The following is a 25318-nucleotide window of genomic DNA, read 5'->3' as shown; positions in this document are numbered from 1 at the left end:
CGCCGCGATCTGGCACAACTTCCAGACCGGGCAGGCGGTCAGCCGATCACTGACCGCCTATGACCACTGACCGTATTCGGAAAGACTCGTCTAGGTGTATTGCCCTGTGAGGTTGAGGACGCGGCTGACGGCCCTGGCCGCTCAGGCTGGTGAGTGGACAGGAGAGTCCCGGTCCGGTGCAAGGACGGGGCCGGGTCTGCACTACGACCTCTGGCTCTTGCTGCGTTAGGGCCGGTTCGCCGCACTCCCCCGCTCGATCATGGCGGCGCGACCAGTTCCGGCCCATCCCTCGGGTTATTACGGCGTAATAGGTCGGGGCGTCTTCGTGCTCGCCTTCGAAGCGGCGCCCACCTCGTCGCCTGCACAAGAAGGTGTGCCTGACGCCGGGGGGTGCCTCTATGTCTTTCGTCAAGCGAGGCGCGGGGTTCTGGGTTCGTAGAAGGTTCCGTCGCGGAGCATCGCGAACAGCACGTTGATCCGTTGTCGGGCCAGGCGGAGGAGTGCCTGGGTGTGTGTCTTTCCGCGGGCCCGGCATCGGTCGTAGTAGGTGCGGGAGGCGGGGTCGTGCAGGGCGGCGAACGCGGAGAGGAACATGGCGCGTTTGAGCTGCCGGTTGCCGCCTCTGGGGGCGTGTTCGCCGTGGATCGAGGTTCCCGACGATTTCGTGGTCGGGGCGAGTCCGGCGTAGGAGGCGAGGTGGGCGGCGGTGGGGAAGCTGGTGCCGTCGCCGACGGTGACCAGCAGTGCGGCGGCGGTCCTGACGCCGACGCCGGGCAGCGACGTCAGGACCTTCGAAAGAGGGTGGTCCTCCAGCAGGGCTGTGATCTGGGCTTCTGCCGCCCGCCTTTGTTCGTGAACGGCACCGAGCGAGCGGGCCAGTGATGGGATCACGACGTCCAGGATGCCGGTGCCCGGGACCACGACGGTCTGCTCGTCGAGCGCATCGAAGACGTCGTCGATCAGCCGTGTTGCCATGCGCGGGGCCTTGGGCCGGATTACCTCGACCAGCCTGCGGCGTCCGGCCTTTCGCAGCGCGGCCGGGGATCCGTGGCGTTCCAGCAGCCAGGTGACCGCCTGGTGATCCAGACGCGGGCCCAGGACCCGTTCCAGGGACGGGTGGAACTGGGTGAGCAGGCCTCGGATCCGGTTGCTGGTGCGGGTGGCCTCGGCCGCCAGGTCCTGGTCGAAGCCGACGAGGACGGTGAGCTCGGCGGTGATCTCGTCGGCCAGCTCCAGCGAGCGCAGGGTGTGCGGCATGGTGCGGGCGGCGTCCGCAATGACGGCCGCGTCGCGGGCGTCGGTCTTCGCCTCGCCCGGATAGAGGTCAGCGATCCGCCGCATCGACAGGCCGGGCAGGTAGGCGACCTGGCAGCCCGTGTCGCGGGCCACCGTCAGCGGCAGAGCGCCGATCGAGGCCGGCTGGTCCACGACGACCAGGACGGTGCCGAACTTCTCGCGGAGCTTGTCAAAGACCTGCCTCAGCTTCGGTTCGGTGTTGGGCAGCTGCTTGTCGAAGACCTTCTTGCCGGCCGGGGTGAGTCCGTGTCCGTGGTGAGCGCTCTTCCCGACGTCCAGGCCCAGGAAGACGCCTATCTCGTCGTACTCGTTCAAGCCGTCCTCCCGAACGGGGCGTGGGGTGCTGGCCTGGGCGTTGGCGTCGTGCGCGCATCCACGTTATGCAGACCTGCCGCCCGTGTACGGCCGGGCATTGCGCTCGGCCGGGCGGTAGTCGGACCTCTCATCAGCGTCTCCAACGGCGCCTCTCGGGCCCGGTGGCACCACCCCCCAGGTCATCCGTTCGACAGGGGGGACCAGCCATGCCGGGCCCGGAGGCCAGCGGCCCTCTTGCAGGACCGCGGAAAACATAACGGGGGGCTCCTGTAAGCAACTGCGCGGTCGACCGCGTGCACCCTCTATTGTCTCGGCATGCGGCGCACTGATGTCACTCGGGACGACGGCACGTGGACGGGCTTGTCCCTAGAGGTACAGACACGCCGCCAACCAGGTCTGTGTCTGTTCAGCGCCGAGCGGCGGCTGCTTCTCGCCCAGCAGTCGCGGCCCGTGCTCCTTGCCGCTGTCGACGAGGACTTCTGTGGAGTTGCGTTCTGGCGCACTGACGGCTACCGGTCGCTCATCCCGCCGTTGCGTGCCGAGACGGGACGGGCTTTGGCCGGCAACCCGGACCGCTGGGCGTACCGCTTCATACAGCATCTGCTCGATTCTCCAGGCAGTCCTGTGCACGACGGCCGATGGCTGCTCTCACGCGAGAGCCCGCTCCTGCGCTGGAACCACGGCCGCCGACCGCAGGCCGAGTACTGGAACTCGATGCTCATCGACGGCCATCCGGACGGATACATCGACTGGTTCATCCATTCCGGCTCATGGGAGATCCTCCCGTTGCGCCCGATGCCCGATGCGGGCGACGGCCGGGTGAAGGCGTACCGCAAGCAGGCCCGTGACGGAACGCTCCCGCCCGTCCTGTTGTGGTGGGTCAGCGGATTGGACTGCCATCTGATTCTGGACGGGCACGCGCGGCTCGCTGCAGCGATCGCCGAGTCGACGGCACCCTCGCTGCTGCATTTGCACCGCACTGCACCGAGCGATGAGGTGGTCGCACGCACCGAGCGGGCGGTGCACTTCTATGAGGCCGAACTGGCCCGCTTCGCCGAACTCCGCACTGCCCATGGGACCGGCGTCCCAGATGGTGCCGCCATCGCAGGGCCGTCCCTTGCCCGCCGCCTCCAGGAACTGCGCACGGCGCAACAGCCCACCTGGGCCTGGCCGCTGCCAGGCGGGGAAGCCCAGTGGCGCCGCGTCGCACGTGAGGTGACTGCCGGCCAGTGGGCCACAGACGGCGGATCATCAGAGTGACCGCGGCCCGGATGCTCAGGCGGTTGAGGTGCTGTTCGGCCCAGGTCACGAGTTTGCCAGCGTAGGCGCGGTCGGCTCAGGCGATGGTGACCTGGGGGAGTGGGAGGCGGAAGATGACCTCCTTGAACCAGGGACGGATCGACGTTGCACGGCTCCGTGGTGCGCTTGCCGGGATGCCGTTGCCGAGGGCAGCAGACGCTCGTCAGGCAACTGCATTGGCCTCTCTTGGGCTCTGGCGCTCTGTCTGTGCCTCCGGCGGGTGAGCGCTGCGCCAACCGCTGCAGCATCTGGGTGGCTGCTGCTTCGCTGTCACCGAGTCCGGCAATTACGGTGTAACAGGCCACGAATGCCACCTTCGGGCTCCCTGATGCCCCACCAAGAGTCATTAACTAACGCGTCGATGCTTCAATAGATCTTGAACGTTAGTAAGGTGTCATCCATGAGTTCGTCAGCCCCCTCCAGCGACCGCGAGAAGGTCGTCTCCAAACTGCCGGGATGGCTCCGGCAGAACCTCAAGATCAGAGCCGCCCAGCGCGGCATCGAGATCCAGGCAGCCGTCGAACAGGGCATCAGGGACTGGTGCAGCCTTGCCGCCACCCCTGCAACCATCGACACCTCGGGCGCCGACTCCTTCTCCACCTTCCTGCCTCCCGGCCAGTGGGATGAGTTCCGCCAAGTCGCCACAGACCGCCGCGTCTCCCTGATCCAGGGCGTGGCCCAGGCTGTCCAACTGTGGCTCGACTCCAACCCCGCACCAGACGTCGCACGGCCTGAGGTCACCCGCCGCATCGTCGTCTGCAACCAGAAGGGTGGCGTCGGCAAGACAGCGATCACCGCTGGACTCGGAGAGGCACTCGCCGAAGACCCCAACAGGCTGCATGCCGTCCAGGTCGCCAAGGCCCTCGCCAAGGCCCTCCGGGCCAGTGACACCGAATCCGGCGAGGAGCCGTCCAGCGACCCGCTGGACATTGAGAATCTGCCCGGCCTGGGGCAGCGTGTCCTGCTCGTCGACTTCGACCCGCAATGCCACCTCACCAACCAACTCGGTGCAGCCCCCCTGCCGATGAACGGCGACAGCCTCACCAACCACATGGCAGGCGACCCCAAGGGCGACCTCCGCGACCTCATCGTCTCCGTCGATGACGACGCATTCGCAGGCCGGCTCCATCTTCTGCCCGCCTGCAATGACGCCTTCCTCCTCGATGTGCGCCTGTCCGCCGTACGTGCCCGGGAAGCGGCACTGGAGCGCGCGCTCGCTCCGCTCGAAGCCGACTACGACGTGATCCTCGTCGACTGCCCGCCAAGCCTCGGCCTCAGCATGGACGCCGCTGCCTACTACGGCCGCCGCCGCGACGGCGAAAAGCCGGGCCAATCCGGCGCCCTCATCGTCGTACAGGCCGAGGACAGCTCCGCCGACGCCTATGAACTCCTCACCACGCAGGTCGACGACCTGCGCAACGACTTGAAGGTCGACATCGACTACCTCGGCATCGTCGTCAACCTCTACGACTCCCGCCGCGGCTTCATCGCCACCTCCTCACTGCAGGGGTGGGTCGACATAAAGGATCCACGGGTCGTCGGGCTCATCGGGGATCTGAAAGAACAGAAGGAAGCAGTCAGGATGAAGCAACCCTTGCTGTCCTACGCGCCCAAGTCACAGCAGGCGATCGGCATGCGCGCACTGGCCCGGGAGATCGTATGAGCAAGGCCGACCAGCTGGGCGCCGGCCGCTTCGGCGGGGGAGTACGGCCCGTCAGCGCACGACGCCAAGCCGTCGCCGCCGCCACCGGCGTCCCCACCGACGGCGTCGCCCCGCCCACCGAGCTTCCCCCGCACCGCATCAGCCTCAACCCCGACAACCCGCGCTCCAGCCTCGGTGACCTCACCGATCTCGCAGGCAGCTTGAAGACCCACGGCCAGAAGCAGGCGATCACGGTCATGAACCGGGACGCCTACGTCAAGGCCAACCCGGAACGCGAAGCAGACCTCGAACCCGACACCACCCACATCGTCATTGATGGCAGCAGCCGGCTCGCCGCCGCCCGCGAAGCACAACTCCCCACCATCAAGGTGATGGTCAGTGACGACCAGGGCAGCACCTCCGAGGAACTCCTCGAATCCGCACTCGTCGCCAACATTCACCGCCAAGACCTCGAGGAGCTCGACGAAGCACGAGCCCTCCAACGCCTCCTGACCATCCACGGCAGCCAGACCGCGCTCGCCAAACGACTCCACCGCTCCCAAGGCTGGGTGTCACAACGCCTCGCCCTGCTCAATCTCACGCCCGAACTCCAAGCCCGGATCGGTGAAGAGCCCATCGACCTGCTCCGAGCTGTCGGCAACAAGCCTGCCGCGGAGCAGGAGACGGCATTCAACGAACTCAAGGAGGAGCGGAACCGTAAGGAAGCAGAGAAGCGAGAGCGTGGCCGCAGGAAGCCAGGGAGGAACGAGACACCCGCACCCCAGGCAGCCGGAGAGCCCGCGCCCTATTACGACGTAATAGGGGAAGGCGAGTCGAGCGCACCGCCGGCCAGCGCTCAGTCGGTACAGACCGATGATGATCCGGCACCGCAGCAGGTGGTGCCGGAGCCGCGGGCGGACTCGTCCACATCGAGCTCCCAAGAGGACACGACTACCGGCCCACGCATCCGCAAGGTGCCGTACGACGAACCCGGCTCACTCGCGATGCTCCTGGACACGAAGATCGAATCCGACGACACCTTCTTTACCTTGCTCCAGTGCCTGAACAAGAAAGCATTGGAACGGGACCGGGCACGGCTCGCAGAGCTAGCACGCTCCTTCGCTGACCAAGCCGCCGATCACACTCTCTGACACCTATGCTGCGGTGCTGGCACGCCACGCACCGCAGCATGAGCACGCTCTGGTGGCACCGCCCGCCCGACAGGCTAGAACCGGAACGGGCGGCCGCAGGGTGCCCGGCCGTGAAGACCCACTGAGCTCTCCCGCCCCACGGGATACCTGGCCCTCACCAGATAGACGGTGACCGTCCTCCAGCCGCGTGCCGATCCGCTTGGCGGTGTGCCGCTGCTTGCGCGGCGCTTCGCGTCGTCCATGTTGGACTCACGCAGCGTCTTGCACAGGCCGGTGACGTAAGCGGTTGCCGCCGGCCTCCACGATCCCGCCTCGCGCACCTACTACGACCGCTGCCGAGCCCGGGGCAAGACCCACACCCAGGCCCTCCTCCGCCTCGCCCGCCACCGCATCAGCGTCCTGTTCGCCATGCTCCGCGACGGAACCTCCTACGAACCCCGAACTGCCCGCCGCGGTCCTCGCCCGCACCCTCGGCATCGACATCACCGTCGCCGTCAAATGGCAGCGAGCCGCCGCCGGAGACTGGGGCGCCTACGCGGCTGAGGTCAGCCGCCGTCAAAATACCCAGGAGCCCACATGACGCACCGCGCCGGACAATCGAACCGGAACGAAGTCTCCCAGGAACGAGCCTCCGAAGTACAGGAGGTCATCGCCCACATCGCACGCTGGGCCACGACCCGCCAGGACATCGTCGGCCTGCTACTTGTCGGCTCATATGCCCGCAATGCCGCACGGCCTGACTCCGACATTGACATCGTCCTGCTCACGACAGATCAGACCCAATACTTCAACAACTCCTGGGCCGACGAGCTCGCCCTCGGCGAGCTCGTCCGCAAGCGTGGGGGCCCATCACCGAACGACGCTACGCCACGGCCTCAGGTTTGGAAGTTGAGATCGGCATCGGGTCTCCGGAGTGGGCACATACGGACCCCGTCGACCCTGGCACACGTCGCGTCGTCACCGATGGCGTCCGCCCTCTACATGATCTGCTGGGTTCTACGGGTGTGCCGTCGAAGCACTCCAGGCAGCACCCAAGCTTCTTCGAGAGGCAGAAATAGAAGCGCCTACCGCAGCCGCCACAGGTCTGCCTCGCGGCCATCGCCATGTCCAAGGCCCGCTCCTGAGCAAGCGTCGGTGTCCGCTTGGGCTTCGCCAGGTCGACCCGGATCAGGAACCCGCGGGTGGGGTGGTTGCACGACCACTGCGGCCGGTAGGCGCGCCACTTGCAGCGCAGGATCGCCACCGGACCGTCGTTGTCACCCGGGCTCAGTCCCATGACCCGCAACTTGCGGCGGGTGGCCAAACTGCCCGGGACAGCGCCGCGGTCGAACTCGGAAATCAGCGGGTTCACAGAATCTGAAGGTCGTCTGGTCGGGAACACGCTGGCGGAGGGCGGGTTATGGCATGAGGAGACACGTGGGTTCGTCCGGGATGGCTGAGGCATGATGAGGTCTCCAATCGGCGGGAGAGGGCCTCGGTGGGCTACGAATTGCAGGCAGTGATTGCGGGAGACGAGTTGCTGGGAGCCGCGTCACGGGACATTCCTGGCGCCCGACTGGCCCCTCTCCGGCAGGGCCTGTCGCTGATGCCGATGACAGACGAGGTCTTCGACGCCGTCACGGATGGCAGCACCCTGGGGGCTCTGGGGTTTTGGCGGCTGCCAGGAGGCTTCGAGAGACTGCTCGCCCAGTGGTCCGCCGCGGGGCCCGTTGCCTATGTTGAGGCCGAGGCCTTCGGAGGCGTCGGCGAGCAACGGGCCGCTGTCTAGGCTGACGGCGTACTGACCTTGGGGCCACTGGAGGCGCCGGCGAAGAAGTGGTTCTCGCGAGCAGTCACGCCGATCTCGCAGGCTCTTCGACGGCTCGGCGCGAGGAGGCGCCTCGGCGAGGGCGAATTCGAGGCCGTAGGACTGGACCGCCATCGAAACAACGACGACTGGATCCCTTCCAGCACCCCTTGAGCCGCTGTCAGACGTCGGCGACTTCCGGAATCCCGTCGAGCCTCGCAAGTTGCTGGCCAAATTCGCGGAATCTGCCAGTAGTAACTCGGAGAAGTTGACACGCAGGACTGACTGGCAGAAAAAGGACTCTCACCTGCACACTTGCACTTTCCACCGGCCCGAAGCCCTCAAGGAACCCGCGCGAACTCCAGTTGGCAGTGCGCGGCACCCGGTTGAACTCGAGGCGGGGCTTCCTGCGACGGCGCGGCATCACCTGCTCCAGGCGCCGGGCAGCCGATCGGGGCGGTGCGGGTAGCGATGGCCGGGACGCTGCGGAGGGGGCCGGTCGATTCGGCGGCGCTGGCGGGGGATGAGCACGAGTGATCTCCTTGAGGCGTCGGGTGACAGCGTTGCGCCCCGCCGCTGTCGTGTTTCGGCGGGGGCGCAGCGGGTGGTGCGTTCAGCCAGGCGGCCTGTCCGGTCCTCGCCCGGCCCCGGGGGGCGAGGCGAGAGCGAGGGCCAGGCAGAGCGTCAGGTCAGCGGGCGGTGAACAGGCGGGTGGCCCACGACCGCAGCCGGTCGAAGCGGGTCCGGTGGGTGTGCCGCCAGGCGGTGGGAAACACGTCGTGCTCGGTGGGGAAGGAACGGGACGCGCCGCACGTACACGTCCAGACGTACGGCTCGGGGCGGGTGTCGTCGCGGGTTGCGGTGACCTTGGCCGTGGTGCCGTCGTGGCGGTACGTCCGCTCGTAGACGGTGATGGGCGTGGGTCCTTGAAGGTCATGCCAGCCGCGAGGGCGGTTTTCCAACGCGTCCTTGGTAGCGGGCCTGCACCCCCTGCATGGCGGATCTTGGGGGGATCTGGTCGGGTCGTCGGGCGCGCACTGCCACCCATTCGGGTGATTGTTCTAGCGGGATTCCTCCTGTTCTCCGTCAGCACGGAAAGCTGGCATGTCGCTGACGGCGGCCGCTGAGCAGGCAAATGGTTCCCCGCAGGGGCGATGACACGGCCCGCTGTCAGGCTAAATAACCATCCGACCGTCCTCTCACTGTCTGCAACAGTTTGGGCGTCTGATGTTGCTTTCTGCCGCTGCAGGGAGGGGGAGCGGGCGCGTGACGAAGCACTGGGAGTTCTACCAGACGGCTCTGGGGGCGGATGTTGTACGCAGGGAGATGGAGAAGTGTCAGCTCACCCGTGACGAGAGGGCCAAGCTGGGCCGGCTGATGGACCGGGCGCAGCGTGGCGAGCTCCTGCCCAAGGACTGCAAGAGTCTCGGGAGCGGTTTGCTCGAGTTGAGGCTGAACTGTGGTGAGCGGATCTTTCGCCTGTTCTATGGCGAGGTGGAGGCGGCCAGCATGGCTGTGCTGCTTGCTGTGAAGTTTGTGAACAAGAAGTCGACGCAGGGCATCGCAACCGATCCATCCGATATCGAGACTGCTCGTAAGCGCCTAAACGAGTGGCAAACCAGGTCAGATCGTGACGATCAATGACCTGACGCGTTGAGTTGATATCGGTTTTAGGCGATACTCGGTACACCAGGGGAAGGGGGACACCGTGGATGAGTACCTCGCTGACATGCTCGGCATCGATCTCGCTGACGCCCGCACTCAGGACGCGCTCGACGACACTGAGCGGCTCATGAAGCTCATCGAGACGTTGGTGCAGCACCGCAAGACCAGGAGGATCACGCAGTCGCAGGTAGCCGAAGCCATGGAGACTACGCAGTCGGCCGTATCAGACTTCGAGCGCTTGGGCGGCGATCCGCGTCTCAGCACGGTGATGCGCTACGCACGGGCCGTCGGGCTGTGCGTAAGGGTCGCGGCAATGGTCGTCGAAGAGCAGCCCTCGGACGCCGGCTGGCAGCCAGTGGCACACCAAGAGGAGCCCGTCGCGGTTGCAGGCAGGCGGACCGCAGTATGAGCACCAAAGCGGCACGAGTCCTGTCATCCGTTGACGAGCTGCGAGACACAGCCGAGCTGGTCGACATCCTGTACTACGAGGTTTCCGGACGCCGACACGACGGCTTTTCCCGCAACGGCTCCGGATGCCGCGATGATGCCGCGTCAGACGACGACACCGCGGAATTCGAACTGATGCAACGCCTTGAAGGCGACACCATCGACATCCGATTGCGCGCCCACGTCGTCACAGCCCAAGGTCGCCTGACCGCGGACGTCGCCGCAGTCTTCCTGACTCCTGAGCAGGTCAGTGTCCCTCCACAGGTCGTATCGGAGTTCGCGAAAACTGTGGCCACACCGATAGTGCGCCCGTACTTGCGTGAAGCCATTCACCAAACCGCGGTCCGTCTCGGCATTGACGCACCCTTGCTGTCGCTGCTGGACACCCGGGAACGAACCTTCTGGCAGATGAAGCGACGCGACATTGCTCACTGAGCCATGGATCAGCGCAACCGGAGCGTGCGTTGAGTAGGTAGGAGGTGGACAGCCGGGGGTCGGGGAGGTCGTCGAGCAGGAGTTTGAGGTCGGCGGGCTGCAGTTGCGGGGTCATGCCGGTCACGGCGGTGACGGTGTCGGTGAATCCGGGGGAGCCGAACAGGCGGGCGGCGGGCATCAGGTGGAGTAGGCCGCCATGCGCGAAGTCGCAGGCGAAGGTGGCCACGCCCACGAGCCGCTCGTTACAGAAGGCTCCGGCGCCGGACATGCCCTGCCACAACTCGGCTGAGTCCAGAGAGGTGTTGATCAGCTCGAAGGCGTAGTAGCCGAGCCGGGAGGAGGTGGCTGGCTTGATGTTCCCGTCGACCGTCATGGGCTCGTCCGCGAACGCGTCCGGGAGCGTGGGGTGCGGCCTGCGCAGGGCTCGGGGGAAGCCGGTCAGGGAGCACACCGGCCGCGCGTCCGGATAGTCGCAGGTCAGCTCACCGAAGCGGACGACGGGGAAGCCGGCCCCCAGCACGGTGCGGTCCGTCTGCGACAGGACGGCGTCCAAGTCCGCGTCCGCCCACGCGATGGTGGCTTCGGCGGCCCGGCCACTCTTGTCCCGGACGGTGACAGGCTCCCGGTCGCCGCCCGGGCAAGCGACGTGGTAGGCGGTCAGGACCAGTCCCGGCGCGACCAGGGCGCCCGAACCGAACGTCGGACGCGGGGGTTGATGACTTCGACGGTTCGTGCTTCCACCAGGCTGCCCCTGCTCCGGGACTACATGCCGGCTGGGGGAGCGGGCACCGGGTCCAGGCCGCGGCCCGTGTCGCCGATGAGAACGTCACGACCTGCCGGGCCAGTGTCGACCTGGAGAGTGACGGTCATCCGGTGCGTCGCAGTGCTCGCGCGTTCGCCGCGCGCGTCGGCGGAGACGACGAAGGCCTTCACCCCGCCGCCAGCCGAGGCACTCTGCCGCAGTTCGATGCCGAGATCCTCCTGATGCAGCACCGTCGCGGTGTGCTCACCTTCCTTCCACCGCTGCCGCAAATACTCCAGATATGGATCAAGGCTGGTGGTTCGGCGGGGCCGGGTGCGCCGAACGCAATCCTGCCAGGTCGCGGCCCGGGCGTATTTGCCCACGGTGCGCCGGTTCAGGCCCAGCTCGCGGGCTGTGGCGCTGAGCGAGAGACCGGTGTCGGTCACCGCGTGCACCGCCTCGAACAGCCGCTTCGTGTGGCGGCGGGCTGGCGTGTCGGCCTGATCGGGCGGTCCCGCCGGGGTCGCTGATGGCGGTGCCGGTTCGGGCTCGGGAACTGCGGCGGGCAGGCAGCCGCGGTGGGCGGCGGCGATGTCCCCGATCCGCTTCGACAGCCCCTGCCACAGATGGAAGCGGTCGCTGACCTGCACCGCGGTCGGGGCGCCGTCGGCGATGCCTTGGCGGTAGACCAGCGAGCCATCCCGGCAGACCACCTCAACACCGGGGTGCGCCCGCAGCCAGGCGGCCAGCTGCTCGGCGTCGCGCCCGGCCCACAGCTCGATCGGCAAGCGGGTGTCGGCGTCCACCAGCAGGGTTCCGTAGACGTCCGCGTATAACGCGAAGTCGTCCACGCCCAGCACCCGCGGGATCGCTGCCGGCGCAAGCGGCAAGCGCATCAAGTGGAACAGCACGCTGGTCCGCGACAGCGGCACCTTCAGGATCTGCAGCAGCCGGGCACCGCCGCGGCCGGCGAGTAGCACCCCGGTCATCTCCACCAGGTGCTGCAGCAGCGGGCTCCGGCGCTGGTAGCGCACCGTCAGCCCCTCGACCTGCTTGGCAAACGTCCGCCGACCGCAGCCCGGACTGTCACAGAACAACCGCCGCACCGACAGCCCGATCAGCACCGGGCGCCCACCGACAGCGACATCGGCAAGCGTGCGGCAATAGCCTGTGCACCCGCGCAGAACCGCGACCGCAGTCCGGACACGCCACCGTCAACTCGCGGGCGCAGGCGCTGATGCGAACCACGCCGCCCGCGACCCACACTCGTTCCACCCGCACCGCATCGAGGTGCGGAGACATGATCTGTACGAGGTCATCACACTCGCTGACAATGCCGTCATTCGTGACGGAGCGTCACCGGCGCACGGTGGCACACCCCAGCCTCACGGAAATCTTGCCAGGGCCACGTTCGCTTGTACGCCGACACCAGATCCGCTCTGCTCGCCGCAGGCCTGCTCATCACTCCCACCGCATGCGCCGGTGAAGACGCCGTCACCACCGAGCCGAACGCGCCAAGGTTCATGGAGCCCCCCAATTACCGTAAAAACGCTGCTGTCGTCAAGAGCCCGGTGGCCGACATATGGCGCACAAATTGCTGCACGCGCCGGTGACAGGAACCGCGGTGAATGGATACTCTTCGGAACGGCGAGTCAGGCTGAGCAGTAGTAAATCTCTGCGGACGCGAAGAGCTTCTTCCTCGCAGGAATCACCGATCCCTGAAGGCCGACACAGAACACCCGCATCTTCAACCGCTCCTGTCAGGAGGAGACGACAATTGGCTGACGGTCAGGAGAATCCGGGCGAGGACCCGCGGGCCCTGGACAGAACCCTCAACCTGCTTTTCGACGCCTTGGATGGACTGCCGGAGCCGGTCCGCGCCAAGGCGCAAGAAGAAATCCAGTTGCTGCTGACCATGCTTCGGGAACGCCGAAGCCCCCGTCTCATGCTTTTCGGTCGACGTGGCGCTGGAAAGTCATCCTTGATCAACGCGATCTTCAGCACCCCTGTACGCAAGACCGGAGCGGTGCGTGCGCAGACAGGAGCGACACTCTGGGAACTCTGTCAAATCGGTGAGCGGGAAGTGGAGATTCTGGATACCCGAGGGGTGCAGGAGGGGTCCGCCCCCGCGGAGGATGACCCTGCGGAGTCGGCGGAAGAGTCCTTGCTCGCCGCAGTTCGGGAGAAATGCCCGGACGTCATCGCCTTTCTGGTCAAGGCAACGGACGTGGATGCGGCGATCGACGGGGATCTGGCCGCTCTTGAAAAAGTGCATCGAGAGGCTGCCCGTATCCACGAGACCGACATAAAGATCATCCCGGTCCTCGCCCAGTGCGACCAGCTTCATCCGAGCGACATAAAGGTTCCTCCGCACGACTACGAGGACAAGGATAAGAAGCAGAACGTTAACGAGGCGGCTTCGGTCCTCCAGGAACATCTCAACGGCAATGCGTACCTCTCCCGGCACATAGCCTGCGACGTGCTGCCGACAGCGGCACTGCTGATCTTCGGTGACGACGGAAAGGTGAACAAGAGGAGAGACTACCGCTGGAACATCGATCTTCTGGCGCTCAGGATGCAAGAAGTCCTGCCGGACGACGCCCAGATCGAATTCGCGCGTACGGCACAGTTTCGCAAGGTTCAGAAAAGGCTGGCCAGAAGGATAGTCACGGCCTTCGCCGTCATTTGCGGAGCCGTGGGGGCGACTCCGATACCGGTAGCCGATCTTCCGGTGCTCACGACTTTTCAAATCACCATGATCACGCTGATCGCATATATTTCTGGGCGCGAGCTGTCCCTCGCCACGTCCAAGGAATTGATCGTCGGTCTCGGGGGGAACATCGGAGCCGGGGTCGCATTGCGCGAAATCGCCCGAGGTCTTTTGAAGATCATCCCGGTGGCGGGGAACGCGGCATCCGGTGCCATAGCGGCAGCCGGTACGAAGTCACTCGGCGAGGCGGCGATCTTCTACTTCATCGATAAGGAGCCGCTGGGCGACGTACGGCGGCATTTCAAGTCCGATGAGTGACCACCCCCGCATCGGGTTGCGTGCGGGGAGGAGCGGGACAGTGGCCGCGGGAGACCATCTCGTGGTGGCCCGGCCCGACGGCTGGGTGGCTGCAGGGCGCAGACATCACGGGATCGATCTGGGAGACGGCACGGTGGCACATCTGACCGGGTTCTCCAAACGAAGTGCCAAGGCACTCCGAACCAACATACGGGTCTTCGCGCAGAGCGGTGATCCACAAGCCTCCGCGTTTCGGTTGGGAGGGATCAGTCGGGCTGATCGCGGAGGACCGTGGTTCGTGGCCGCCTGCCGTCAAGCGGGCATGGCTGGGGCCCGACGCTCGGATCGGGTGCTCCAGTTCCTCGGGTCGTGAGTGAGCAGGGACCGTGCTGCCAGTCAGGTGGCTGGTCGTGGCAGGGCGGCGAGGCGGGTGAACGCTGCGACGAGGTCGTCTCGCCAGGGCCAGGTAGCGGCGATCCGCAGGTGGAGGCGGCGGCCTCCACGGGTGATGCGGGCGGCTGCATGCAACAGCCGGTAGCGAAGCTTCTTCGGCTCGGCGGAGGTCAATTCGCCGTCCAGCAATAGCGCCTGGGCCCAGGCGAGCAGATCGACGGCGGTCGGGGACAGCTCGAGCCAGGCGGTGTTGAGCGCGAAGTGGCGTGACGGGAAGCGGCCGAAACCGGTGGCCTTGCCGCAGCGGATGCGGTCCTCGACGCGGGCGTGCGCACGGTGGCGGACCTCCAGATGCTGCAGAGAGCCTTCGCCGTGAGGGGTGTCGGTGAGGAAGACCTGGTGGCGCATGCCCTCGTCCAGGTCGAACAAGGACAACTGGGCGCCGGGGTGAGGGCGCTCGCGCCGCACGATGATCCGGGTGCCGTCCGGGTGGTCGGCCAGGTCCACCATGCCGGTCAGTTCTGCCACCTCGGCGCTGGTCCGCAGGGTGCCGTCCTGCTCCAGCGCGGAGTGCCACAGATGGTCGGGCAGGGCCCGGATTGCGCGACGGACTGGTTCGGTGACGGCGTATCCGACGGAGAAGGAGGTGCGGATGCCCCGCTCGCGCAGTGCTCGGACGTGGGTGAGGAAGGCTTTTGCGCCTCCGGCGCTGTCGGCGCGGATGAGGACGTTGGTGCCGTGGCGGTGGGCGTCTGGGATCTGGGCCAGGGCCGCGTCCAGGACGGTGATGTGGTCTGCGGCGGAATTGGCGCCGGCGTTGCCCGGACGCAGCACTCCGGCCAGGGCTTCGCCGGTGTTGTCCAGAAAGCACAGCAGCGGGTGGTAGCCGAAGCCGCGTTTATAGGTGGCCGCCGCCTGGAGCACGGGCCGCGGGTATGCCGCCCCTGGTCTCGGCGGCCTGCAGCCAGGCGACCTCCCGGGCAGCAGCTCTCGCCGAGCGCAGGCGGGCGGGTGCGGCCGGGTCGATGCCCGCCAGCAGGCGCCAGGCGGTCGGGGTGGAGGCGACCGGACCGAAGACCTCCGTCTGGTCCCGCAGCAGGGCCAGGTCGGCTATCGCCTCGCCGCCGTCGGCGAGCATCACTGCCAGATCGACCGCGATCCGGCCGGGGTCGTGCCCGGTGCCACGCGGTCGCAGCCTGCGCAGCCCGTCCGTGAACGCGCCGCTCAGGCCAGTGACATCGCCGAGATCAGCCAGCAGGCGGGATCCGGCGTGGCTGACGACCCCACGGCCGTCGGCGGAGACGACGAGCTTGGGACGCGACCCGGTAGTCTGCACGCAGAAAGCGCCTTCTTGCTGTGGTGGCAGAAGCCCTAGACAAGCCTCATCATCCCAGCTCAGAAGGCACTTTCGCTTTTCTGATCAAGATCCGGACGCCGCCGCAAGTGAAACGCGGAGGTTAATGGCTGATTGTCGTTGAGCGGGCATGGCTGGGGCCCGACGCTCGGGTTGCGTGCTCCAGGTTCCTCGGGTCGTGGGTGAGCGGGTCCAGTGCCGTGGGTCAGGTCACTGGGTGCCCTCTCCCCGTTCGATTTTCACGTATCGGCTCCACACCGAACCTGCCACTCGGCAACCTGTCAGTCCGCTGGGCGCCTCACGCGGCAATACTCCGGCACCGAGGCGCCGCAGTCATTGACCGTCAGCGCACGCTGCGTGGTCTTCCGGGCGGCAGGCCCGCGCGGTCAGCGGTGTCATGTGAGGTTCCGCCGAGATGCGGAGTGTGTTGACAGAGGGTCAGATGGGACTCATAGGAGGAGTATCGGCCATGGCCGCCCCCAGAAAGTACTCGCTGGGAGTTACATGAGTGTGCGGCACGGATGTACCGCACCGCCGATCCGAAGTCGCAGATCAAGAGGCTCGCCCTCGCTCTCGGCGTGCACCCGGAGGCCCTGCGCGGCTGAATCCGGCAGGCCCAGGCCGACGCCGGCGAGCGTGACGACCGACTCGCCACCGATGAGCGCGCCGAACTCGCCGAGCTGCGCAAGGAGAATGCCCAGCTCGAGCGGGCGAACGAGGGCCTGCGGACGGCCTCGGCTCTTTTCGCGGCCCAGCTCGACCCGACCCGGCCCAGGTGACCCCGCTCTTCGACGAGCACCTTGGGGGCTGTAAATTGACACACCCCCACCATGCTTCCGACCTGCTCAGGGTCCAAGGTGTACCCGATGGGGCCGTTCAGGGGCACGACCAGGACGCGATGGTCGGGATCGCGCATGGCGGTCCATCCGCGATCACCACGATGTCCGCGGTCATCTGCCCGGGGTCCTGGCTGTCGCGGACCAGCGCCATCAGATGCTCCGGGCTGGAGCCCTCGAACGTCGGGTCGTCTACGGTGTCGATGTCGTCGCCGAAGTCTTCGATGGGGTCGCCATAGACCCGTCCCGGGCGGTGCACGCTGTCGAGGAGCGACGTCCAGGCGGCGTCATCGGTGAAGTCGGTGCGCACGAGCAGACCGAAGTTCTCCTGGGTGAGGAGGGGCAGAGCCCGGGTCGGGGGCTCGTAGCGCGGTGGAGGGTTCAGCGACTCCAGGTAGGTACCCACGGGATCGGGGAGGTCGTCCTCCCAGTCCTCCGCGGTCTCGTCCTCCTCGGGCTCCCAATCGGGTTCGGCGGGGGCCTCCTCCTCAAAGTGCTCCAGGGTCGTCTCCTGGTACGGCCGGTGCAGCACCAGGTAAGTCAGGGCCGCTTGGCGGGGCGTGATCCGGAACGTGTTCCCGTCGGTGCCGCGGAACGCTAGCAGCGGACGCAGGTGAGGGTTGGCCGTGGTCCTGTCGTTGGCAAGCAGGACCAGGTCGGGAATCCACGTCCCGTCTCCGTCCAGGGCCTTGCGCACCTCCGCGGGGGTGGCTCCCTGCCAAGCGCGGTCGTCCACCACGATCAGGCGCCGGGGGATGGGTTCCCGCGGCACCGTGTGGGCCTCGTGTCCCGGGGGCGGTGCGACTATACTCCAGCCGTAGTTCGGTATCTGGGCTGGTCAGCGGCCTGGTGGTGTGGAGTGTAGCGGGGCGCCAGGTGGGCGGGACGGACTTTCCCACCGCGCCCCGGCGAAGAGGTAGCCGCGCCGTTCGTAGTGGCTCTGGCGGGCGCGTGCCTGGTGGCGTCGTCTCCACCGTGACCAGGTCAGCGTGTGGTTGTGGCGTGCGCGGGGGTGCGGGGGTTCAGCTGCCAGGAGACGGCGGATCTCGGCCGGTGTGAGGTCCACGAGATCGGCACTTGCAGAAGGCCGGCCTGATTGAGTACCGCCACCAAGGCGTGCCGCAGAGCAGCCTGGATGCCTTCGACTCCAGCACTGGTCGCCCGGCGGGATCAAGGTCATCGTACGGCTCCCAACTCACCATGACAGCGTCCGCCTCCCGGCAAGCCGCAGACATAGCCGTGGTAGCGCGGGTGGCCTGCGGCGGGCATGGCCATCGACAACCGGCTATGCCGGCCCTGTGGATCCGAGCGCGGCCAGCGCTCGAAGTTGTTCGGCCTCCGGCTCTGCCCGTTGGGTCGTGCCCCCGCGCCCGGCGAACCCCGCACACCCCAGCCCCGGCGTCAGCACACCCTGACTTTCGCTGTAGGCGGTACCGAGAATCCTGTCCCACCCATGGGAATGCGCGGTCACCCTTTTCACGACCTGGTGGTGTTCCTCGAGGCCGCGGGCATCCACGCCCCCGACAGCATCCTGGACGACGACCGGCGGGTCGAGTGGCGCGGCGGCCGGGCCCATCAGTGGCGTGCAGCCTGAGGCTGCACGCCGCGTCCTGGGGAAGGCTGTCGTCTTTTTGATGCCGCTGTCCGCCCATAGGCCCAAACATGGCAGGTCAGCGTGTGGTCGGCTGCGGGGTGGTCAGTCGATGAGGGCTTGCTGGAGGGTTTCGTGGCAGTCGATGACGGTGTCGATGCCGACGAGGCTGATGGTGCGCATCACGGATTCGCGGATGGCGGCCGGGCGGAGCCAGCCGCCGGCCTCGCTGAGGGAGCGGTGGGCGCCGATGAGGATGTTGATGCCGCTGGAGTCCATGAAGGTGACCTGGTGCATGTCGACGACGATGCGGGGGCGAGGGGTGCCGGATGCGTCCAGGGCCTGGCGGAGTGTGTCGCCGGTGTGGTGGTCGATCTCTCCGGCCAGGCTCAGTACGCGGATGCCGTCGGTGGCGGTGGTCTCGACCGTCAGCTGACCAGCCTGCCCAGCGTGTTCGGCGCCCGTCATTTCTCCCTCAGACATGCCGGTGATCTTAGGGCTTCAAAGGTGATGCGCCGCCTCCGGTGGCCGCAGACGGCTTCCTCGAGAACGCCCTGCACGGCGTGCTGTAGAGCGAGGTCTGATCCGGGCACACCGCCTATTTCAAGCAGGAGATCACCGTCCAGCTGCAGTTCGTCTCCATGGCCGGGCGATGTTCACGAGTTTTGACAGACGATATGAAATGGGCCCCGAGGCTTTCGTCACCCAGGGGCCCATTTATTGTTTATGCGCTTCGGCGCTTTCTCGCCCTACGCGCGATATCCAGCAGGTACGTCAGGAACCCTACGCCGAATATTACAGCGAGAGTGGTCTGGTTGCCCGTGGCCATCCAAATGGAAAAGCCCAGCAAAACCACCGCGAAGATTACGTCGCCGATAGCCTGCAGCGTTTCGGGACCGATTTTCACTTCCCCGCCCTTCTGCTTTAGCATTTAGTGGCGTATGCATTCCATGCATACAGCCAAGCGCCCCTTGCAGCGCCGGCCCAGACCTTCGTGCATTTGTGGTGTCTGGTGGCATATCCCGAGACGAGGGACAGGTACCAGCCGATGAACCTGATCGCGGCTATGACGTGCTTGTACGACTTCGGCACGTAGTCCTTCGCGATGCCTATGATGGTACCGGCGGGCCCGGCACCATACATCATCTGCCTGGTTTCCCATCTGTTGAACTTGATCGAGACGTAATAGACGGGTGACCACCACGGGCTCCACCAGGAAATGCTCATGGCGCCGCTTACGTCGTTGCAGGCGATGGGATCGGCCCCGCAGTAGTCGTAGGCATTGGCGTTGCCGCCCGCAATGGGGTCGGTGGAGAGGAAGCGTCCGGTGGTTGCGTCGTAGAGACGTATGCCCATGAGGATCGCTCCGGTCGGGGTCTCACTGGACCGCTGTTGACCACCGAGCCATCCGTAGCGGGCTGCCGTGCCGTCGCCTTCCAGGTTGCCGTACTCGTCGTAGGCGAACGCGGTTGTCGCCGTGGAGGAGTCGAGCGGGAGCTGCACGGTCACGTCACCGTGGATGTCGGTCAGCTGCAGGATGATGGCGCCGGTCGAAGTGGTGACAGCACCCAGGTCGCCATCCATGCCCGGCACATTGCGGGTGAGGGTGGAGGCGCCTTCCTGGATCCAGTCGGGGCTGTCGCCGTCGGAGCCGTAGTGGTTGGTCTTGGATCCGGTCTGGGTCCAGGTGCCGTCGCTGCCCTGGGTCTCGGTGGTCCAGGCGGCGAGGCGGCCGGCCGCGTCCAGGGTCCAGGTCTGCCGACCGGTGCCGGAGGTCTGGCGACGGACGAGGTCGTTGGCGTAGTAGCCAATGGTCGTGCCCGACGCCTGGGTCGTGGTGCGGCCGAAGGCGTCGTAGACCGTGCCGGAGGTGACCAGGCGGTCGGCGCTGTCGTAGGAGTACGACGACGTCGTCGCGCCGGTCGAGGTGCAGGCCGCGCCGATGTCGCTGGCGGCGACGGCGAGGGCGGTTCGGTTGCTGTTGTCGTCGAAGGTGTAGCTCCTGCGGGTGCAGGCGCCGTCCGGGTCGGTGTCGTCAGCGCGTGCGAGACGGCCGGCCGCGTCGTAGGTGTAGCTGCGGGAGCGGGTCAGGCCGGCGGTGTCGTTGTTGGCGACGATCTGGCCGAGGATGCTCTGGTTCACGGTGTCGGAGGCAACGACGGTACCGTCACTGTCACGGGTGTAGACCCGCGAGGTCTGTGAACCGCTCTCGTCCTGGCTGACGGTGAGGGTGTAGCCGCCGGGCAGGGACTCGGTGGCCACCTCGCCGTCCGCGTCGTAGGTCGTGGCGAAAGTGCCGGCGACCGAGTCGGTGCGGGAGGTCTCCAGACCGCGCGGGTCCTTGCTGGTGTCGTAGGTGTAGGTGGTGGTCGACGGGGCGGAGTCGCTGGTCTTCACCACGCGGCCGAGCACGTCGTACTGCGTGACGGCCGTGTTGCCCGCGCCGTCGTCGTAGGAAATCTCCCTCCCCAGCTGGTCGTAGGTGTGGATGATGGTTTGGCTGTTCGAGGTGACCGTCGCGACGCGGCCGTTGTCGGTGTCGTATGTGGTGGTGGTGTCCGGGACGGCTGTGCCCACGCCGCCGCTGACCGTCTTTTTCGTCTGCCGTCCGGCAGCGTCGTAGGAGGTGGTGGTCGTACGGGTCACCGAGTTCGCGGTCACGACCTTCGAGGGGTTGCCCCAGCGGTCGTATTCGGTGGTCGTGATGGGCAGCTCGGTGGGGTTGGAGCCGCCGTTGGTAATACTGCCAGCCGGGCCGGTGGAGCAAACCCGGTCGGCCCACTCCGGCCTGCCGTTGCAGGCTCCGGTGCCGGTGGCCGAGTAGTACGTGGTCACGGTGGCGCCCGCGTCCGAGCCGGACGACTTCGGCAGGGTGGTCTTGGTGACCCGGCCCTGGGAGTCGTACGACGTCGCCCTCTTCAATGCCAGCCCGCTCGGGTCGGTGACCGTACTGGTGGGCAGGCCCTTGGCCCAATCGTAGCCGGTGGCCATGGTATGCACGTCCGCGTCTTGGGGGTAGCCGTCGACGTATGCGCCCACTCTGGTGGTCGTGATCTGGTTGTCGACCGCGGCCGTGCCGTCGGTGGGGCGGCCCTCGTCGTAAGTGTTGGCGGTGTGCTGCCGTGCCGGGACCTGGGTGCCGGCCGGCAGGTCGGTGCCGCCGCTGCCGGCCTTGAGCGCGGAGGTGAGGGTCACCTGGTGGAGGGGACCGTACTTGTCCGTCTCGCGCTGACCGTCGCTCGAGTACACCGAGCGCGTGGACAGGAGCTCGGCGCGGTCGGCGGTAGTCATCTGGTCGATACTCAGAGCTACCTGCTCGGCCTGTCCGTCGCCGCTGCTGGCGAGCGCGAGCTCGCGGTTGGCGGCGGTCAGCTCACGGACGGTGTTGCCGAAGCGGTCGTACTCGGTGGTGGTGATGTGCCCACCGGGTGTGGCCGTGTTGACCTTTCGTCCGGAGGCGTCGGTGTAGGTGATGGTCGCCCGCTTGTAGTCGGACGCGGCCAGGTCGCTTCCGGTGTGGGAGAGCGGCTCGGAGTCGGCCGGGAAGACGGCCGTCGCGTCGACCGGGACATCGCTCTGGCCCCAGGACGCCACGTTTGAGGCGGCCATGGCATGGGGCGCCGTGCTGCCGCTGAGCGGCACGTCGTAGACCACGCTGGTGGTGGCGGTGGTGCCGTCGGTGGTGCTCTTGGTGCCCGCTGTCAGATTGGGGCGGGAGGCCGAAATGAGCATGCCCGCGCCGGCGGTGGCGGCGCTGCCGGCCTTGCCGTAGGTGAAGGTCCATGGCAGTTCGCCGGGCGGGGTGAGGGTGGCGACGCGGCCGGCGCTGTCGTAGGTGTAGGCGGTCTTCAGCGCGGGGCTGATCCGCGGGTCCCACTGCTCGCGCAGGCGGCCGGAGTCATCGTAGGCGTACTGGGAGACGACTGTGGCGGTTGCCGCCGAAGCGCCCGGGTCGGTCGCCCACTCCTTGATCTGCTTGACCTGTCCGCTGTAGTCCCCGAGTGTGCCGGAGGTGGCGGTGGTGGAGGTGGCGTAGACGAATTCCAGCATCCGGCAGCCGGCCGTCGAGGGCGTGCTCTCACACGTCGACGACGCCACGGCCGAGGTGGGCGCGATGACGTACTTCGGGCGGGCCAGCGGATTGGTGCTGGAGCTGCTGGGGTCCGTTTCGGAGAGGACCTTCGTGGTGGAGTTGTCCGTCGGAAGCGAGGAGCTGGTCACCTGCCAGGTCGCCGCTGCCGGGTCCACCTTCTTGAACGAGGTCGTGGTTCCCTGATGGTCCGTCAGCGTAAAAACGGAAACGTTGGACGTATTGTTCGTCGTCTTGCCGTCTTTGTCCTTGCTGATCAGCGTCAGATCCTCAGCGCCGGGTTGAGGCTTCCACCCGTCACCGCTGGTGGCGGTGAACCCGGTCTCGTCGCCGTCCGCGTCGACCAGCGCGACCGAAGCCGTGGAGGTACTGCGTAGATACGCCCAACCGGAGCCGGTCAGGTCCGCCGTCGTGCCGGAGGTCCACTGCGGGCCAAAGATGTCCGCCTGCCCCTCAGCCTCTGCCCCCGCCGTAGGACGTCGAGAGGATGCGGTACGCGACACCGCAACGCTGAATCCGGAGGCATCGTTCGCTGACAGCGTGAAGTCGCCCGTCAGCGTGTTCACCGCGCCAGGCCCCGCAACCTCGCTGGGCGCGGTCCCGGCATTGCGGTCCACCCTGATGGTGTGTGCCTGCGAGTACCCGGTGGACGAACCGTCGGTGAAGCCGGCACGGATGTCGACTGCACCGTCCTGCGACAGCGACGACGTCACATTCCAGGTGAGTGCCGCGGGACTGCCGTTGGTAACGGAGACCGGCCAGGCGGTGACGGCCGACCCGTCGGAGGTCTTGGTGACGTCCCCGATCGGCACGTTTTGCCAGGAGTCGGTCTCACCCCGGCGGTACTGGTAGGTGACGCCGGTGTAGCTGGTCTTGCCCGTGGAGGTCAGGCTGACCCTGCGGGCGGCGTTGTCGCCCTCGGTGGGGGTGAGCAGACCGGCACCGTCACCGACACCGAAGACGTAGGACGTCGAGGCCGAGGAAAGGTTTCCGCCAGAGTCGACGGTCTTGGCGTACAGCTTGTGCCAGTCCTCGCCGGGCTTGATCGTGATGGTCAATGCATCGCCACCGGTGCCGTCTGTGGTGTCGTAGACCCGGTTGGGCACGGCGGAGTCGTCCAGCCCCCAGTAGTAGCCCATGCCGTCGGACGAGGACGTGTCCAGCGTGCAGGTGGCGCCGCTGTCAACCTTCGCCGTCCAGGTGTCGGCCGTGTACGGGTCGCAGGAGACCGTCGGGGCGGCCGGTAGGCCGGTGTTCATCGCGAAGACCGTGTACGGCGACCAGGCACCGTAGTCGGTGCCGTCATAGCCGCGTGCCCGGAAGCGCATGTGGGTGCCCGCAGGGAATGCCGAGGCGGAGGGGATCGTCAACTTCGCCGTCGAACCGGAGGCCACCGATGAGGACGTGCCCGTGTAGGAGTACGTGGTGTCCGCGTAGGCCGGGTCGGCGGTGATCTCGAACTGGCCCTTGACCGTGGTGCCGTCCGCGTCCGTCACCTTCGCCGACAGCGTCGGGGTCAGCGAGGTCACGTAGGTCTTGCCGTTGTAGGGGTTGGCGAACTCCGGTGAGACCGCAGCGGAGGCCGTGGTCGCGTACGAGTTGTAGGTGACGACCAGCTTCGGGGTGTACCCGGAGGTGGTGTAGTTCGCCGACCGGAAGCGGCGCCAGGTGGTGGAGTCCGTCTCGTCGGCGCTGCGGATCTGCAGGCCGTAGTTGGCTGATCCATCGGCCCAGGCCTGGACGATCGGCTGCAGGTTCCAGTTGGACCAGTTGGCCGGGCAGGACGAGGAGTAGCCCCAGTGGCCCGTGTTGGTCGCCACCCCGGTGGTCGTGGTCGAGGGCTGGGCACCCCACGTGATCGACGAGGACGACCAGGTGGAGGTTATCCGGCGGGCCTGGGTGGCTGCTCCTGAGGTGGAGCAGGTCGCCGAGTAGTAGTTGTACAGCGACATCGTCGCGGCGGTGATGTGCTTGCCGGCGAACTTCGACACGTCGAACTTCAGGTACGAGCGGGCCGTGTCCGTCCCGCTGTCGTAGGTGCCCGACTTGAGCTCCTGGGAGGATATCTGCGAGTCCGGGTAGTCCGGGTTCTGCACCCAGGTGTCCGTGGTAACGGCTAGCGTCGTGGTGGGGTCCACCGTCACCGGATAGGTCGCGTGCGCGAGGAAGTCCTTATCCGGGGTCAGCACGAGAGTCTGCGAGCCGTCCGACGCAACCTGGATCTTCGTTGCGACCTGTTTCTGGTGCGCGGACTCGCCGGACGCCTCGTCCCTGGACGCGTCCCACATCATCGGCGCCGGCGCCTCAGCTATCAGGTCCCCGGCAGCGTCCTTCAGCAGTAGGTGACCGGAGTCAGCCTGAGACAACTTCAGCCCGTCGAGGCGCAGCGGGATCCGATACGACACCGAGTCGCTCTCGGGCTGCTGAGTCAGCTCGATGTTCTCGGAGAAACCCTGCGCCAAGGCGGTGACGGACAGGGTCTGCCCGCTGCCCAGTCTGTAGGAGGCGGTGCTGTTCTTTACGCTCGGGGTGGGTAGCTTGTCCTCCCAGCCCAGCCCGAAGGTCTCCTTGCCCTTGGCCACCGAGGCAAGGTCGGTGTCTCCGCCGTCGGACACCGCGATGTCCGCGGCCGCTGCGGTAGGCGTGAGGTCAGAGCCTGTATCGGACAGCGACGTGTCGATGTCCCGCCACTTGTCATCCTGCTTCACACGGACGGGCCCGGCGTATGCCTCTGTCTCGAGCTCGCCGCTGGGCAGCGCGTAAGTCGTTGAGTCGGCAGTCCGCGCCGACAAGACTTCGATCTTGCGGTTCTGCAGGCGAGCCATCAGCACCGCTGACGCCTCGTCTTGAACTTCAGCGGGACCGGACGCCTTACTGGAATCCGCTGAAGTGGACTCGGCCGCGGTCACAGCGGAGTCCGTTGCGAAGGCCATGCCGGTGTCCCACGACACCAGTGCGGTCTCGGCTACAACGAGCATCGCCACACCGATGGCGCTCCGATAGACCCAGCGCCCCCGCGGGGGTCTCTTCGTAGGTCTGCCATGGGTCACAGGTCTATGACGCACGATCAGCTCCCTCCCTAACTCTCCGTGAGATGGAGACAACACAAACGAGCTGATCTTGACGGTCGGCGACCATGAACAGACCATTAGAAGTAAACAAGGTAATGCAAAGGTCAAAAACGGCTAAATGAAGCGGAAATTCCCTCGCGAAATGGGGTTCAGTAATCGCCGTTGTTGCGCCCAATGCATGCTTTTGGGTATCCCGTC

Annotated in this window: 17 protein-coding genes and 4 pseudogenes; 12 read left to right on the top strand and 9 right to left on the bottom strand. The window is 66.7% G+C overall.

Going from position 1 to position 25318, the window contains the following annotated elements:
* Positions 1–408: 408 nt before the first annotated feature.
* Positions 409–1611, bottom strand: coding sequence for an IS110 family transposase (locus tag ACFZDC_RS38435; protein ID WP_391331309.1), 1203 nt, complete (start codon positions 1609–1611; stop codon positions 409–411).
* 315 nt (positions 1612–1926) lie between these two features.
* Here ACFZDC_RS38435 and ACFZDC_RS38430 point away from each other — a divergent pair, with 315 nt between their 5' ends.
* From ACFZDC_RS38430 to ACFZDC_RS38410, 5 genes and pseudogenes are all read left to right on the top strand, one after another.
* Positions 1927–2871 (top strand): hypothetical protein, encoded by a 945-nt coding sequence (locus tag ACFZDC_RS38430; protein ID WP_391331308.1) that lies wholly within the window; start codon positions 1927–1929, stop codon positions 2869–2871.
* Between the two features lie 439 nt (positions 2872–3310).
* Positions 3311–4573, top strand: coding sequence for an AAA family ATPase (locus ACFZDC_RS38425; RefSeq protein ID WP_391331305.1), 1263 nt, complete (start codon positions 3311–3313; stop codon positions 4571–4573).
* The gene (locus ACFZDC_RS38420; RefSeq protein ID WP_391331303.1) at positions 4570–5703 is read left to right on the top strand and encodes a ParB/RepB/Spo0J family partition protein; all 1134 of its coding nucleotides are present in this window, start codon (positions 4570–4572) and stop codon (positions 5701–5703) included. The genes ACFZDC_RS38425 and ACFZDC_RS38420 overlap by 4 nt, the downstream gene beginning before the upstream one ends.
* 291 nt (positions 5704–5994) lie before the next feature.
* Positions 5995–6153, top strand: a pseudogene (locus ACFZDC_RS38415) (IS110 family transposase); the annotation flags it as partial.
* Between the two features lie 126 nt (positions 6154–6279).
* A pseudogene (locus tag ACFZDC_RS38410) lies at positions 6280–6450 on the top strand (nucleotidyltransferase domain-containing protein); the annotation flags it as partial.
* 115 nt (positions 6451–6565) lie between these two features.
* Here ACFZDC_RS38410 and ACFZDC_RS38405 read toward each other — a convergent pair.
* On the bottom strand, positions 6566–7147 hold the full coding sequence (locus tag ACFZDC_RS38405; RefSeq protein ID WP_391331301.1) for an RRQRL motif-containing zinc-binding protein: 582 nt from the start codon (positions 7145–7147) through the stop codon (positions 6566–6568).
* Between the two features lie 33 nt (positions 7148–7180).
* On the opposite strand from ACFZDC_RS38405, the gene ACFZDC_RS38400 reads away from it, so the two are divergent.
* A complete protein-coding gene (locus ACFZDC_RS38400; protein ID WP_391331299.1) occupies positions 7181–7471 on the top strand; it encodes a hypothetical protein in 291 nt (96 codons plus the stop codon).
* Between the two features lie 707 nt (positions 7472–8178).
* On the opposite strand, the gene ACFZDC_RS38395 is transcribed toward ACFZDC_RS38400, so the two are convergent.
* On the bottom strand, positions 8179–8451 hold the full coding sequence (locus ACFZDC_RS38395; RefSeq protein ID WP_391331298.1) for a hypothetical protein: 273 nt from the start codon (positions 8449–8451) through the stop codon (positions 8179–8181).
* Positions 8452–8755: 304 nt separating this feature from the next.
* On the opposite strand from ACFZDC_RS38395, the gene ACFZDC_RS38390 reads away from it, so the two are divergent.
* The 3 genes from ACFZDC_RS38390 (at position 8756) to ACFZDC_RS38380 (ending at position 10036) form a co-directional block, all read left to right on the top strand.
* Positions 8756–9133, top strand: a complete 378-nt coding sequence (locus ACFZDC_RS38390) for a type II toxin-antitoxin system RelE/ParE family toxin (protein ID WP_391331296.1) — start codon at positions 8756–8758, stop codon at positions 9131–9133.
* Positions 9134–9197: 64 nt separating this feature from the next.
* The gene (locus ACFZDC_RS38385) at positions 9198–9563 is read left to right on the top strand and encodes a helix-turn-helix domain-containing protein (protein ID WP_391331294.1); all 366 of its coding nucleotides are present in this window, start codon (positions 9198–9200) and stop codon (positions 9561–9563) included.
* Positions 9560–10036 carry a hypothetical protein gene (locus ACFZDC_RS38380; protein WP_391331292.1) on the top strand — a complete coding sequence of 159 codons (477 nt, stop codon included), beginning with the start codon at positions 9560–9562 and terminating at the stop codon, positions 10034–10036. Before ACFZDC_RS38385 ends, ACFZDC_RS38380 begins: the two co-directional genes overlap by 4 nt.
* 235 nt (positions 10037–10271) lie before the next feature.
* Here ACFZDC_RS38380 and ACFZDC_RS38375 read toward each other — a convergent pair.
* Together ACFZDC_RS38375 and ACFZDC_RS38370 are read right to left on the bottom strand one after the other, a co-directional pair.
* A pseudogene (locus tag ACFZDC_RS38375) lies at positions 10272–10718 on the bottom strand (serine protease); the annotation flags it as partial.
* Between the two features lie 80 nt (positions 10719–10798).
* Positions 10799–11902 (bottom strand): transposase, encoded by a 1104-nt coding sequence (locus ACFZDC_RS38370; protein WP_391331290.1) that lies wholly within the window; start codon positions 11900–11902, stop codon positions 10799–10801.
* 653 nt (positions 11903–12555) lie between these two features.
* Here ACFZDC_RS38370 and ACFZDC_RS38365 point away from each other — a divergent pair.
* Together ACFZDC_RS38365 and ACFZDC_RS38360 are read left to right on the top strand one after the other, a co-directional pair.
* Positions 12556–13806 carry a GTPase gene (locus tag ACFZDC_RS38365; protein WP_391331288.1) on the top strand — a complete coding sequence of 417 codons (1251 nt, stop codon included), beginning with the start codon at positions 12556–12558 and terminating at the stop codon, positions 13804–13806.
* The gene (locus tag ACFZDC_RS38360) at positions 13799–14158 is read left to right on the top strand and encodes a lecithin retinol acyltransferase family protein (protein ID WP_391331286.1); all 360 of its coding nucleotides are present in this window, start codon (positions 13799–13801) and stop codon (positions 14156–14158) included. The genes ACFZDC_RS38365 and ACFZDC_RS38360 overlap by 8 nt, the downstream gene beginning before the upstream one ends.
* A gap of 23 nt (positions 14159–14181) precedes the next feature.
* Here ACFZDC_RS38360 and ACFZDC_RS38355 read toward each other — a convergent pair.
* Positions 14182–15544, bottom strand: a pseudogene (locus ACFZDC_RS38355) (IS1380 family transposase).
* 864 nt (positions 15545–16408) lie between these two features.
* Positions 16409–17140, bottom strand: coding sequence for a DUF6924 domain-containing protein (locus ACFZDC_RS38350; RefSeq protein ID WP_391331284.1), 732 nt, complete (start codon positions 17138–17140; stop codon positions 16409–16411).
* 681 nt (positions 17141–17821) lie between these two features.
* Here ACFZDC_RS38350 and ACFZDC_RS38345 point away from each other — a divergent pair.
* On the top strand, positions 17822–17962 hold the full coding sequence (locus ACFZDC_RS38345) for a hypothetical protein (protein ID WP_391331282.1): 141 nt from the start codon (positions 17822–17824) through the stop codon (positions 17960–17962).
* Positions 17963–18064: 102 nt separating this feature from the next.
* Here the strand turns inward: ACFZDC_RS38345 and ACFZDC_RS38340 are convergent, their stop codons facing one another.
* Positions 18065–18442, bottom strand: a complete 378-nt coding sequence (locus ACFZDC_RS38340) for an anti-sigma factor antagonist (protein WP_391331280.1) — start codon at positions 18440–18442, stop codon at positions 18065–18067.
* Positions 18443–18883: 441 nt separating this feature from the next.
* A complete protein-coding gene (locus tag ACFZDC_RS38335) occupies positions 18884–24664 on the bottom strand; it encodes a DNRLRE domain-containing protein (protein ID WP_391331277.1) in 5781 nt (1926 codons plus the stop codon).
* Between the last annotated feature and the right edge of the window lie 654 nt (positions 24665–25318).

It is taken from the genome of Streptomyces sp. NPDC007905, assembly GCF_042959345.1.
GTDB lineage: Bacteria > Actinomycetota > Actinomycetes > Streptomycetales > Streptomycetaceae > Streptomyces.
The sequence above is the reverse complement of the archived record's forward strand: the minus strand, read 5'-3'. Positions and strand labels throughout refer to the sequence as shown.

Coding starts and splice junctions, on each gene's coding strand:
- ACFZDC_RS38340 (WP_391331280.1), bottom strand. CDS start 18,442: ATGTCTGAGGGAGAAATGACGGGCGCCGAACACGCTGGGCAGGCTGGT.
- ACFZDC_RS38405 (WP_391331301.1), bottom strand. CDS start 7,147: ATGCCTCAGCCATCCCGGACGAACCCACGTGTCTCCTCATGCCATAAC.
- ACFZDC_RS38345 (WP_391331282.1), top strand. CDS start 17,822: ATGGGAATGCGCGGTCACCCTTTTCACGACCTGGTGGTGTTCCTCGAG.
- ACFZDC_RS38380 (WP_391331292.1), top strand. CDS start 9,560: ATGAGCACCAAAGCGGCACGAGTCCTGTCATCCGTTGACGAGCTGCGA.
- ACFZDC_RS38425 (WP_391331305.1), top strand. CDS start 3,311: ATGAGTTCGTCAGCCCCCTCCAGCGACCGCGAGAAGGTCGTCTCCAAA.
- ACFZDC_RS38360 (WP_391331286.1), top strand. CDS start 13,799: ATGAGTGACCACCCCCGCATCGGGTTGCGTGCGGGGAGGAGCGGGACA.
- ACFZDC_RS38430 (WP_391331308.1), top strand. CDS start 1,927: ATGCGGCGCACTGATGTCACTCGGGACGACGGCACGTGGACGGGCTTG.
- ACFZDC_RS38420 (WP_391331303.1), top strand. CDS start 4,570: ATGAGCAAGGCCGACCAGCTGGGCGCCGGCCGCTTCGGCGGGGGAGTA.